The sequence below is a fragment of the Photobacterium sp. GB-210 genome (assembly GCF_003026075.1).
Classification (GTDB): Bacteria; Pseudomonadota; Gammaproteobacteria; order Enterobacterales; family Vibrionaceae; genus Photobacterium.
Window position 1 is genome coordinate 214,026 of record NZ_PYNU01000003.1, and the last position, 12,527, is coordinate 226,552.

A 12,527-nucleotide genomic window follows, 5' to 3' on the forward strand; every position below is an offset into this window, starting at 1 on the left:
GGTAGTAATGGAAGGGCTACAGCGTTGTTTTGTCCTTCATTCTCGTCCCTATAGTGAGACGAGCCTGATCCTTGATGTATTTAGCGAGGATCATGGCCGTCTTACTCTTCTTTCTAAAGGCGCTCGCCGTAAACGTTCTAATCTAAAAGGCACACTCCAACCTTTTACTCCCTTATTTATGAAGTGGAGTGGTAAAGGTGCGATGCCTGTTCTCACTCATGCCGAACCTATCAGTATAGGTTTACCCTTACGCAGCTATATTTTATATTCAGCAATGTATGTGAATGAAATACTTGTACGTGTATTGGGCAACCATACCCCTTACCCACAGTTGTTTCTGGATTATTTGAATGTGCTTAGAGAGCTAGCACAAGCGGATAACCCAGAGCCTGCTTTGCGCCGCTTCGAGCTTTCTTTGCTACATCATCTAGGCTACGGGATTGATTTTCTGCATTGCGCTGGTAGTGGATTAAGTGTTGAAGATGATATGACCTATAACTATCGCGAGCAGCAGGGGTTTATTGCTTCAATGAAAATTGGTTTATTAACCTTTCGTGGTAATGAATTAAAAGCCATTGCTGCGAGGCGATTTGAAACCCCAGAGCAGTTGCGGGCAGCAAAACGATTTACAAGGATGGCATTAAAACCGTATCTTGGTTCTAAGCCATTAAAAAGCCGGGAATTGTTTATCCCGCGAGGAAGGAGAATCGGAACATGAACAATATATTACTTGGCGTGAACATCGATCATATTGCGACATTACGTAATGCACGTGGTACACGTTACCCAGATCCTGTTCATGCTGCAGAAGTAGCCGAGCGAGCAGGCGCTGATGGCATCACTATTCATTTGCGTGAAGATCGTCGTCACATTAATGATCGTGATGTGCGTATTTTACGTGAGACGATCCAAACTCGCATGAATTTAGAAATGGCCGTCACTGATGAAATGGTGGCAATTGCGTTAGATGTTAAGCCTGAATATGTTTGCTTAGTACCAGAAAAGCGTGAAGAGTTAACCACAGAAGGTGGTCTAGATGTCGCAGGTCAACTTGAAAAAGTAAAAGCGGCAACAGAAAAACTTACAGCTGCTGGGATCAAAGTGTCACTTTTCATTGATGCTGATCGCGCGCAAATTGATGCAGCTCATGCATGTGGCGCACCGTTTATTGAGCTTCATACTGGGCAATACGCAGAAGCGACAACCGAAGAGGCACAATCGGATGAGCTGAAGAAGATTGCTGCAGGTGCAAGCTACGCTCACAATTTAGGTATTAAAGTAAATGCAGGACATGGTTTAACTTATCACAATGTTAAGCCGATAGCGGCATTGCCAGAGCTGTATGAACTTAACATTGGTCATTCTATTATGGGACGAGCAATGTTTGATGGGTTAGAAAAGTCAGTGGCTGATATGCGTTTGCTAATGCAGGAAGCGCGTGGTTAATGGCGATTGTTGGTTTAGGGACTGATATTGCTGAAATTGAGCGAGTCGAAAAAGTCTTTGCTCGCTCAGGTGATGCGTTCGCCCAGAAAATACTGTCTAGCTCTGAGCTTGAACAGTTTCAGCAATTGAAGCTAAAAGGGCGCTTTTTAGCAAAACGTTTTGCGGTAAAAGAAGCAGCATCAAAAGCACTCGGTACCGGTATTGCGTGTGGCGTCTCTTTCCATGATTTTACGGTTAAAAATGATGAGCGTGGTAAGCCATTACTGAGCTTATCAGGTAAAGCAAATGAACTAGCGCAAGCAATGGGCGTGAATCATGTTCACCTTACCATTGCTGATGAGCGTCATTACGCTGTTGCAACGGTCATTTTAGAACGTTGAATCGTGATTCGTTTTTCACGTTAATAAATAAAAAAGCGGTAGATAATATATCTACCGCTTTTTTGATCGTTAGCTTATCTGTTTTAAAACAAAAACGGGTTAGTTTCGATAGTCTTTAGACGCTTTGACAATGTTATCCATTTCATCAACCAGCTCTAATAGCTCTGGTTCAATATTGGACAGGGTTGCATTAGCCTTAAGTGCGGTTTCAATTTCCAAACATAAATTCTTCAGGCGTGGAACACCGCTGTAAGCGCAGCTACCGTGTAATTTATGAATCGGTGGCCAGAGTTCAACATCTTTACCATCCAGTGCTTCATTTACCAGCATTTCTACCTCAGGCATGAAATCAAGCAGCATTTGCAGCATGTCATAGGCTAAATCTTCTTTTCCTGCCGCTTGTTTTAACGCTAAATCCCAATCAAAACTAACGTGGTTATTGTTTATTACTGGAGCGACATCATTAACTTGTCCTTCAAGCGTCACTGGCATTCTGTTTACAGATGGTGGCGTTGCTTGTGCTGCGGTTGGGGCAATCCATTTTGCTAAAATTTGCTGCAGAATCTGCTCTTCAATCGGTTTGGTGAGGTAATCATCCATACCTGCATTGATTAAGCGCTCGCGCTCACCTGCCATAGCATGAGCGGTAACAGCAATCACTGGGGTATTTTTATTAAGTGCTGTTTCATGGATTTTCTGACAGGCTGTCACGCCATCCATTTCCGGCATTTGAATATCCATAAAGATCAAATCAAAGGCTTTACTTTGAGCATATTCAACCGCTTTTTTACCACCGGTTGCGGTAATAACGGTTTCCACTCGTTCACCAAGTAGTGCAGAAATCAGTTTTAAGTTCGCTGGGTTATCATCAACCGCCATCACCGTTAGTGGTTGTAGTGTTTCGGTAGTGGTGGGTAATAAAGGTACTTCTAATTCACTTTGCTGCTCATCATCATTATCGCAGAGTGCTTCAAACAGTTTACGTTGCGCCAGCGGTTTACCTAGACAGGCTGACACACCTGTTTGGGTCAGTTTTTCTGATAACGCAAGTTCTGTTGTCGGTAAGCAAACCAAGACCTTTTCAGCGGTTTGCTCTGCTTTAAATACATCATTGAGTATGACTGGCAGTGGTGGCTGCTCACCCGGCGATAAACACAATAGAGCGAAGTCATGGTGATCAATATCATCAGGCATAGAAGCGCGGTAAGTAACATGTACGCCTGCTAACATTAGACGTTGCTGTATCACTGATGCTGCTTGCATGTTGGCCTCAACCAGAAGTAATGACTTACCTTCAAGTGAAGTGGTATCAATAGGCTGTGATACAGGTAGATCTGTTTTGTTCATTTTGATGGTGAACCAGAAGGTCGAGCCTTGGTGTAAGCGACTAGTTAAGCTCACTTCACCGCCCATTTGACTTACCAGTTTCTGGGTGATCACAAGGCCTAATCCTGTACCGCCATAACGGCGAGAAATACTGGCGTCGGCTTGGCTAAATGCTTGGAATAATTGCGCTTGCTGACGCTCTGAAATACCAATACCAGTATCGCGGACCATAAATTGCAGGGCGATATTATTATCGACTTCGGATTTTAACTCGACAGAGACATCAATATTGCCATGCTCGGTAAACTTAACGGCATTACCAATTAAGTTAGTGACCACTTGCTGAATACGTAATGGGTCACCAATTAAGCCTGCTGGAATACGATCGTCAATCTTCAGTGTCAGCTCTAGGCCTTTTTCGTGGGCACTTGGTGCAAGTAAGCGCATGACTTCATCGAGTGAATCTGTAAAGTCGAAAGGAATGTTTTCCAGTAACAGTTTACCCGCTTCGAGCTTCGAGAAATCGAGAATGTCATTGATGATGGTCAGCAGGTTATTGGCTGAATTCTCAATCGTTAATAGGTAATCTTTCTGGCTAGTGTTCAGTTTGGTTTTGAGCATTTGTCGGGTAAAGCCAATGACCCCATTTAGCGGAGTGCGGAGCTCATGAGACATATTGGCTAAAAACTCTGATTTCACCCGTGCCGCTTCCTGCGCACGCTTTTTCGCAATATCTAATTCAACGTTCTGAATTTCTAGCTGCTCTAAGGTTTCACGTAGATCGGATGTTGCTTGATCGATACTTTGTTGCATTTCAATGTGGTATTCCGACAACGAAATTGCCATAGCATTAATACCGTTTTTCAGGGTATCTAATTCGCCCAACAATCGGCCTTCAATTCGAATATCAAGGTGGCCGCGACGGATCCTATCTACCACACTGATCATATGAGAAATGGGTTGTGTTACGTCTTGCATCAAGCGATACGCAAACAATGATGACAGGGTTAAGCCCAGTAATAACACCATTAAGGCGGTAAATACTTCTTGGTATTGTTGTAGACGTAGCGTGCTGAGATCCAGCTCGATAGCGATATAGCCGAGGGCTTTACCACGAACATCGCTACCAACATTCGTTCCAAATTGACCTTCGGTAAGAATGGGCGCGCGTAATATTAAGGTGTTATCGGTTAACTGGGTATCCAGTAGCCGAGGAATAGGTTTGCCCTTTGGGTACATGAAGGAATCAAAATTACGGTGAAAGTTAGATGTGGCAAAAATATGGTTATGGTTATCAAACACCGCGATGCTGCGGATGATGTCGGAATGTTTTCTATGGGTATAACCAATCAACCGACGAATTGCTTCTCGGTTTTTTTCTGTCATGCCGTATTCCGCTGAAATCGCTAACGGCTCGATGATACTTGCACCTGTAGAAATCAGCTGATGTTCTAGATCCTGATAACGGCTCATGGTGAAAAAAGCGCTTAATAATAAGCCAATAATAAGTGTAGGTGCTAATGTCAGAGTAAATACTCTGGCACGAAGTCCATATCTGGTCATGGTTCTCTTAATTACAAGCAGATAAATCTGTGGGAGAATTGGTTCCCATCAGTAGCACTAGATTAAATAAATCAGTGCTGTTCGACAAATACTCAATGCCTGAACAGTGAGCAAAATTTTATGGCACGCTTTTTTAAGCCTCAAAAACGTAAAACTGATACGAAGCATAAAGAAATAACTATCAGCCGTTTAGATCATATCGGCGCTGGCATCGGCCATTTGAACAACAAACCTGTTTTCATTGATGGTGCATTACCCGATGAAACCGTTGTTGTGCAATTGACGGAAGACAAAAAAAATTATGCCCGAGCTCGCGTGATCAAACGTTTAAAAGACAGTGCTGCGCGTATTAAACCTCATTGTCCAATCTATGACCAGTGTGGCGGTTGTAACTTGCAACATTTATCCCACCAAGGTCAAGTTATCGCCAAACAACAGGCGCTAAGTGAATTGATGGCGAAATTTGCGATCACAGAAAAAGACGATGCCTCACAAGTTGAACCTATTGTTGGGCAAAGTGAACATTATCGTCGCTGTGCACGTTTTAGTGTCCGTATGTTACCTAATGGCAAAATGGTATTTGGCTTTCGTAAAAAACAGAGTAAAGACATCGTTGATGTGAATGCTTGTCCTGTTTTGGCAACCACACTTAATGATTTGTTACCGCCATTACGTGAACTGTTAAGCAACCTTAAAGGACGTAAACATGTTGGCCATATAGAATTGGTTAATGCAGATAATGGTCGCGTATTGTTAATTCGTCATTTGCAGCCATTCAATGACAACGATCTCGCAGCGATTAAAGCTTTCGCTACTGAACATGCATTGATGCTATTTTTAGCGCCGTCGTCAGATGAGCTTGACCATGTGTTAGGTGAGGAGCCGTACTACGATATTGACGATGTAAGACTGACGTTCTCACCAAAAGATTTTATTCAGGTTAATCGAGACGTAAACGTAAAAATGGTTGAGCAAGCGATAAATTGGCTTGATATTCAGCCGCAGGATAGGGTACTCGATTTATTCTGTGGGCTAGGCAATTTCAGCCTTCCGCTAGCAAGACGAGCGAAAGCGGTAGTCGGCGTGGAAGGTGTTGATGAAATGGTCGCGCGAGCGACTGCTAATGCGGCAGCAAATGGTCTAGATAACGCAACATTTTATCAAGCAAATTTGGATGAAGATGTAACGAAACTAGTGTGGGCGCAAGAGCAATTTGATAAGATTTTACTAGACCCAGCACGAGCTGGGGCGGCTGGCGTGATGCAGCATATTGTAAATTTAGCGCCAAGCAAAGTGGTCTATGTATCATGTAATCCAGCAACATTGGCTCGTGATAGTCAAATGTTGTTGCAGCAAGGGTATAAGTTGGCACGTCTTGGTATGATGGATATGTTCCCTCATACAGGGCATTTAGAATCAATGGCGTTGTTTGTTAAAAGCTAATCACCATAAAAAAAATAGCAATGTGATGTAAGACAATCATCGGTATTCAGAGAAAACAGGATAGAAACATGGTCGCAGTTCGCGGTGCGCATTTAAAGGAAAATACCACATTTGAGCTTGTCTCGTGGGTCGAGAGTTTACGACAAGATGCAAAAGTATCGAGTCGGATAGAAGGAACATATCAGCGTTGTATTGAACTTGCCGCTGAACAAGAAAATGGTCAGTTACTGTTGTGGCGTGGTCGTGAGCTAGTTGAAATCCTTGTCACCTTGAGTATGGATGCTGATACGTTAATTGCAGCCTTGTTATACCCATTAGTGGAAGGTGGTTGTTACAGCACTGACGCGTTAAAAGAAGAATATAGCGGGACGATTTTACATTTAGTTCAAGGTGTTGAGCAAATGTGTGCAATCAGTCAGTTAAAATCAACGGCGGAAGAAACTGCGCAAGCTGCGCAGGTGGATAATATTCGACGTATGTTACTGTCGATGGTTGATGATTTCCGTTGTGTGGTTATTAAATTGGCTGAACGTATCTGTAATTTACGTGAAGTTAAAGATCAGCCAGATGAAGTGCGTCGTGCTGCAGCGCAAGAATGTGCCAACATTTATGCACCATTAGCAAACCGTCTTGGTATTGGTCAGCTTAAATGGGAAATTGAAGATTACGCCTTCCGTTATCAGCATCCTGATACTTACAAACAAATTGCTAAGCAGTTATCTGAGCGTCGTATCGACCGTGAAGGCTACATTACCCATTTTGTTGATGATTTATCTGACGCGATGAAAGCATCAAATATTAAAGCAGAAGTGCAAGGTCGTCCTAAGCATATTTATAGCATTTGGCGCAAAATGCAGAAGAAAAGCTTAGAATTTGATGAGCTTTTTGATGTTCGAGCTGTACGTATTGTTGCTGAAGAGCTACAAGACTGTTACGCCGCATTAGGTGTTGTACATACCAAATATCGTCACCTACCAAAAGAGTTTGATGACTACGTTGCCAACCCAAAACCTAATGGTTACCAGTCTATCCACACTGTGGTGTTAGGCCCTGAAGGTAAAACGATTGAAATTCAGATCCGTACCAAGCAAATGCATGAAGAATCTGAATTAGGGGTTGCGGCACACTGGAAGTATAAAGAAGGTACAGCATCAGGCGGTGCACAATCGGCTTACGATGAGAAAATCAATTGGCTGCGTAAGCTATTAGCATGGCAAGAAGAAATGTCAGATTCTGGCGAAATGCTGGATGAGCTTCGTAGCCAGGTATTTGATGATCGCGTCTATGCTTTCACCCCTAAAGGGGATGTGGTTGACTTGCCATCGAATGCGACACCGCTTGATTTTGCTTATCATATTCACTCTGAAGTGGGCCACCGTTGTATTGGTGCCAAAGTAGAAGGGCGTATTGTCCCTTTCACTTATCATCTTCAAATGGGCGATCAAGTTGAGATCATCACGCAAAAAGAGCCGAATCCGTCACGAGATTGGTTAAACCCTAACTTAGGGTTTGTGACATCTAGCCGTGCTCGTGCCAAAGTGCATGCGTGGTTCCGTAAGCAAGATCGTGATAAGAATATTATTGCGGGTAAAGAGATCTTAGAAGCTGAGCTGGTAAAAATTCATGCAACATTAAAAGATGCGCAATATTATGCGGCAAAACGTTTTAATGTGAAATCGCCTGAAGAGCTATATGCGGGGATTGGCAGTGGTGATTTACGTATTAATCAGGTGATCAACCATATTAATGCGCTAGTGAATAAACCAACAGCTGAAGAAGAAGATCAGCAGCTTTTAGAAAAGCTATCTGAGGCAAGTAATAAACAAGCCACAAGCCACAAAAAACCGCAACGTGATGCTGTTGTTGTTGAAGGTGTTGATAACCTGATGACTCACCTTGCGCGTTGTTGTCAGCCTATTCCTGGCGATGATATTCAAGGTTTTGTTACACAAGGTCGTGGTATTTCTGTTCACCGTATGGATTGTGAGCAGCTTGAAGAGCTTCGTCATCATGCGCCAGAGCGTATTATTGATACGGTTTGGGGCGGTGGTTTTGTCGGTAACTATACCATTACCGTGCGTGTGACGGCTTCTGAGCGTAATGGCTTATTGAAAGAATTAACCAATACTTTAATGAATGAAAAAGTGAAAGTAGCGGGAATGAAAAGCCGAGTTGATTATAAAAAGCAAATGTCTATCATGGACTTTGAACTTGAATTAACTGATTTAGAAGTGTTGGGACGTGTACTTAAACGCATCGAACAAGTTAAAGATGTTGCCGAGGCTAAACGTTTATACGGTTAATTAACTGATTAAAATATAAATTAAGGGGAGCAATATGCTTCCCTTTTTATTTATTACGACATAATGAATAGTAGTAATTATTAACGCGCACATCTTAAAATGGAATAATTTATTAATTTAATGATCTAAAATAAGACTTGATGTTGACTCATATATAATAGACCGATAGTATTCTATTAACTTTAAAATAAAGACTCAGTATGTATTTATCTCAATTACATAAAATATTATATGCATTATTTATAGCAATATTACTGTTAAGTAGTAGTGTGAATGCTGCGTATATGAGTCAAAATGTTCAAGTCTCTAATGTTGCTAATTTAGCAAGTAATATTAAGAGCGAACTGCAATACCAGCAAACGGCTACTCAACAATCTCATCACTGTAGTTTGCAATGTGAGAATAGTTGTAATGATTGTTCACAGTGCTCATGTTGTCGAGTACTGCCTCGTACTGGCAGTAATCCATTTCATCTACTCTCTTTTCCTCCGCTTCTTATCACTCGTGTCAGTAAGCTGTTACCGATTGAATATCTTCAAGAGTCGCTTGTTCTTGCCGTTATAAAATCAATTTATCGCCCTCCTATTGCCTAATAGTTTGCTTATTTCTGGATCTAAATTGGATTCAAAGTAAGTGTTAATTTCACAAATTAATTATCCCATCTTAATTATATAGATGAGTGATGATTGTTATTAATTAATGATGTTGCTTTATAAATAAAGCGGCAAGAGAACTATTATGAAAAATTTACTATTAAAATTATTAACTAAAAATAGTATTACGAGTGTTTTATTACTTATTTCAATGTTTCTTATTCCTGATAATAATTTTATCAATGTGCCTAGTGATGACATCAAACAATTGCTGTTTTTTATTCTTTGCCTGCAGGGAATGAAAGTGGGTGCAGATAAAGTAACGTTTAAATAATTAACGGGGGTATTATGAAGTCGAATGTATTAAGCATGATTAGAGAAAAAAGTCTTACAATAGTACTATTATTGTTAATGTCATTTCTGTTGCCAAACTATGCGTTAGCAGAGTCTTATAGCGTAGATTCTTCTAATCACACGTGCTCTCATCACTCTGATTGCCAACACCATGATTCACAGACACCATCGCCATGAGTCACATCAACATCGATGTGAGAATCATCATTATGATGGCGATAATGGATATGAAAGTTGTGATCATGCTAGAGATCATCATAAGCAACATGAACATTGCCAACATGATGATGATTGATCGTTGCTATGAATTTCTAAATTAGTTTTCTAGTATTAACTATCGAAGTTTTGGCACTTTTAAAGTTAGAAGCTTAAAGCGCCATTTTAAAGAGTTGGTGGTATGGATAATAAACAGGCGTCTCAAATGGAACAATTATTAGCAATTATGTCTCAGTTGCGAGACCCACATCGTGGTTGTCCGTGGGATTTGAAACAAAACTTTGATTCAATCGTTCCCTATACCCTTGAAGAAGCCTATGAAGTGGCTGATGCCATCGAGCAGAAAAACTGGAACGATGTAAAAGAAGAATTAGGTGATTTATTGTTCCAAGTTGTTTTTTATAGTCAGATGGCCAAAGAACAAGGGTTGTTTGAATTTGACGATGTAGTGGCAGGCATAAGTGAAAAGCTGGTCCGTCGCCATCCCCATGTTTTTAGTGATGCTGATTTTGATGATGAAGCAGCCGTTCAACAAAACTGGGAAGCCGAAAAAGCCAAAGAGCGCGCAGCTAAAGAGCAAGATGAGAGCTTGCTTGCCAATATTCCAAACGCATTACCGGCATTAATGCGTGCTGATAAAATTCAAAAACGCTGCGCGAATGTTGGTTTTGATTGGGATGAATTAGCACCAGTGGTTGATAAGGTAAAAGAAGAGCTTGATGAAGTGATGGACGAAGTGATTCAAGCGGTGCCAGAACAACAACGAATAGAAGAAGAGCTCGGTGATCTACTATTTTCAGTGGTGAATTTAAGTCGTCATTTAAAAGTAAAACCAGAGATGGCATTACAAAAAGCCAATAAAAAATTTGAAAAGCGTTTTCGCCAAGTGGAAGAAAGTGTGCTAGAACAAGGAAAGATCATTAGTCAGTGTTCATTAACTGAGCTAGATGAAGCATGGAATCGTGTTAAAGAGAAAGAAAGTAAAAACCAGTAATTAAAAATTCAGCATGATTTTTAAATGCATTATACCATTATGGTATTGTTCTGCTTGTTAAAGCTTGATATTTCAGTTCATAACGCTTACTTGATGTGAAGCAAAAAAAATCAAATGGCGGTGTGATAGTTTTCACGTTGTGGCGATAAATGGTGTCTGGTATACTAATTTCCCGTCCAGATACATTTATCCTCTACACCAATCTTCCAGGTTAAACATGACTACGAATTACATTTTTGTTACGGGCGGAGTAGTTTCCTCTCTAGGTAAAGGCATTGCTGCTGCATCACTTGCAGCGATTTTAGAAGCACGTGGTCTTAACGTGACTATGATGAAGCTTGACCCTTACATCAACGTTGATCCAGGCACAATGAGCCCAATTCAACACGGCGAAGTATTCGTTACGGAAGACGGTGCAGAGACTGACCTAGACTTAGGTCACTACGAGCGTTTCATTCGTACCAAGATGACTAAGCGTAATAACTTTACAGCTGGTCGCGTGTACGCAGACGTCTTACGCAAAGAGCGTCGTGGTGATTACTTAGGTGCAACGATTCAGGTAATTCCTCATATCACGAATGAAATCAAATCTCGCGTGTTAGCGGGTGCTGAAGGTCATGATGTAGCAATCGTTGAAGTAGGCGGTACTGTGGGTGATATTGAATCACTCCCATTTATGGAAGCTATTCGTCAATTAGCCGTAGAGCAAGGTCGTGAAAACACCATGTTCATGCACTTGACACTTGTTCCTTACCTAGCAGCGGCTGGCGAAGTGAAAACTAAGCCAACTCAGCACTCAGTAAAAGAACTTCTTTCTATTGGTATTCAGCCAGACATCTTAGTGTGTCGTTCTGATCGTATGATCCCTGCCAATGAGCGTGCAAAAATTGCCCTGTTCTGTAACGTGCAGGAAAAAGCTGTTATCTCAATGAAAGATGTAGATTCAATCTACAAAATCCCACAATTAATTAAGTCTCAAGGTCTTGATGATTTAGTGTGTAAGCGCTTTGGTATTACAGCACCAGAAGCTGATCTTTCTGAGTGGGAACAAGTTATTTATGAAGAAGCGAACCCTACCTCTGAAGTCGTTATTGGTATGGTTGGTAAGTACATTGAACTGCCAGACGCATATAAGTCAGTTAACGAAGCACTTAAACACGCGGGCCTGAAAAATCGTCTATCAGTAAAAATCAAATACATCGATTCTCAAGATGTTGAGTCAAAAGGTACAGAAGTACTGGCTGGCCTTGATGCAATCTTGGTTCCAGGTGGTTTTGGTAGCCGTGGTGTTGAAGGTAAGATCCTTACTGCTCAATACGCACGTGAAAATAATATTCCATACCTAGGTATTTGTTTAGGTATGCAGGTAGCATTAATCGAGTTTGCTCGAAATGTAGCCAAAATGTCTGATGCGCATTCAACTGAATTTAATGCTGAAACTAAATATCCAGTCGTTGGTCTTATTACTGAGTGGATTGATAGTGAAGGTAAAGTTGAAGAGCGTACTGAGAAATCAGATCTAGGCGGTACAATGCGCCTTGGCTCTCAGCTATGTCATCTACAAGATGGTTCTAAAGCGCGTACGTTATACGGTCAGCCAACGATCCATGAGCGTCACCGTCACCGTTACGAAGTAAACAACACTTTACTACCTAAGCTTGAAAAAGCGGGTCTAAAAGTATCTGGTTTGTCTGCTGACAAGAAACTTGTTGAAATTATTGAAGTTCCGAATCACCCTTGGTTCGTAGCTGCACAGTTCCACCCTGAGTTCACATCGACACCTCGTGATGGGCACCCATTGTTTGAAGGTTTTGTAAAAGCGGCGGGTGCATACCACCGTGGTGAGCTTAACCAGTAAGGATTACTGATAGCTGTAGTTGTTATGGCTACAGCTATTTTTTTAGCTTTT

Annotated in this window: 10 protein-coding genes; 9 read left to right on the forward strand and 1 reads right to left on the reverse strand. The window is 41.4% G+C overall.

Going from position 1 to position 12,527, the window contains the following annotated elements:
- The first annotated feature begins 7 nt into the window (after positions 1-7).
- From recO to acpS, 3 genes are read left to right on the forward strand one after another with little or no spacing between them, the layout of a single operon-like run.
- Positions 8-718, forward strand: coding sequence for a DNA repair protein RecO (gene recO / locus C9J38_RS08115; protein ID WP_005371446.1), 711 nt, complete (start codon positions 8-10; stop codon positions 716-718).
- On the forward strand, positions 715-1,446 hold the full coding sequence (pdxJ, locus tag C9J38_RS08120; protein WP_045128801.1) for a pyridoxine 5'-phosphate synthase: 732 nt from the start codon (positions 715-717) through the stop codon (positions 1,444-1,446). Before recO ends, pdxJ begins: the two co-directional genes overlap by 4 nt.
- Positions 1,446-1,826 (forward strand): holo-ACP synthase, encoded by a 381-nt coding sequence (gene acpS, locus C9J38_RS08125; RefSeq protein ID WP_105060928.1) that lies wholly within the window; start codon positions 1,446-1,448, stop codon positions 1,824-1,826. The genes pdxJ and acpS overlap by 1 nt, the downstream gene beginning before the upstream one ends.
- A gap of 99 nt (positions 1,827-1,925) precedes the next feature.
- Here acpS and barA read toward each other — a convergent pair whose 3' ends face one another.
- Positions 1,926-4,715: a two-component sensor histidine kinase BarA gene (gene barA / locus C9J38_RS08130; protein ID WP_107206627.1), complete on the reverse strand. Its 2,790-nt coding sequence runs from the start codon at positions 4,713-4,715 to the stop codon at positions 1,926-1,928.
- Between the two features lie 120 nt (positions 4,716-4,835).
- Here barA and rlmD point away from each other — a divergent pair, with 120 nt between their 5' ends.
- From rlmD to C9J38_RS08160, 6 genes are all read left to right on the forward strand, one after another.
- On the forward strand, positions 4,836-6,158 hold the full coding sequence (gene rlmD / locus C9J38_RS08135; RefSeq protein ID WP_107206628.1) for a 23S rRNA (uracil(1939)-C(5))-methyltransferase RlmD: 1,323 nt from the start codon (positions 4,836-4,838) through the stop codon (positions 6,156-6,158).
- Between the two features lie 68 nt (positions 6,159-6,226).
- Positions 6,227-8,461 (forward strand): GTP diphosphokinase, encoded by a 2,235-nt coding sequence (gene relA / locus C9J38_RS08140; protein WP_107206629.1) that lies wholly within the window; start codon positions 6,227-6,229, stop codon positions 8,459-8,461.
- A gap of 284 nt (positions 8,462-8,745) precedes the next feature.
- A complete protein-coding gene (locus tag C9J38_RS08145) occupies positions 8,746-9,054 on the forward strand; it encodes a hypothetical protein (RefSeq protein WP_146144059.1) in 309 nt (102 codons plus the stop codon).
- Between the two features lie 145 nt (positions 9,055-9,199).
- The gene (locus C9J38_RS08150; RefSeq protein ID WP_107206631.1) at positions 9,200-9,388 is read left to right on the forward strand and encodes a hypothetical protein; all 189 of its coding nucleotides are present in this window, start codon (positions 9,200-9,202) and stop codon (positions 9,386-9,388) included.
- 417 nt (positions 9,389-9,805) lie between these two features.
- Complete coding sequence (gene mazG / locus C9J38_RS08155) at positions 9,806-10,618, forward strand: nucleoside triphosphate pyrophosphohydrolase (protein ID WP_107206632.1); 813 nt, start codon at positions 9,806-9,808, stop codon at positions 10,616-10,618.
- A gap of 217 nt (positions 10,619-10,835) precedes the next feature.
- Positions 10,836-12,476 (forward strand): CTP synthase, encoded by a 1,641-nt coding sequence (locus tag C9J38_RS08160; protein ID WP_107206633.1) that lies wholly within the window; start codon positions 10,836-10,838, stop codon positions 12,474-12,476.
- Positions 12,477-12,527: the final 51 nt, after the last annotated feature.

Bases quoted from the DNA above. Each gene is read 5' to 3' on its own strand.
- recO (WP_005371446.1), top strand. From the start codon at position 8: ATGGAAGGGCTACAGCGTTGTTTTGTCCTTCATTCTCGTCCCTATAGT.
- pdxJ (WP_045128801.1), top strand. From the start codon at position 715: ATGAACAATATATTACTTGGCGTGAACATCGATCATATTGCGACATTA.
- acpS (WP_105060928.1), top strand. From the start codon at position 1,446: ATGGCGATTGTTGGTTTAGGGACTGATATTGCTGAAATTGAGCGAGTC.
- barA (WP_107206627.1), bottom strand. From the start codon at position 4,715: ATGACCAGATATGGACTTCGTGCCAGAGTATTTACTCTGACATTAGCA.
- rlmD (WP_107206628.1), top strand. From the start codon at position 4,836: ATGGCACGCTTTTTTAAGCCTCAAAAACGTAAAACTGATACGAAGCAT.
- relA (WP_107206629.1), top strand. From the start codon at position 6,227: ATGGTCGCAGTTCGCGGTGCGCATTTAAAGGAAAATACCACATTTGAG.
- C9J38_RS08145 (WP_146144059.1), top strand. From the start codon at position 8,746: ATGAGTCAAAATGTTCAAGTCTCTAATGTTGCTAATTTAGCAAGTAAT.
- C9J38_RS08150 (WP_107206631.1), top strand. From the start codon at position 9,200: ATGAAAAATTTACTATTAAAATTATTAACTAAAAATAGTATTACGAGT.
- mazG (WP_107206632.1), top strand. From the start codon at position 9,806: ATGGATAATAAACAGGCGTCTCAAATGGAACAATTATTAGCAATTATG.
- C9J38_RS08160 (WP_107206633.1), top strand. From the start codon at position 10,836: ATGACTACGAATTACATTTTTGTTACGGGCGGAGTAGTTTCCTCTCTA.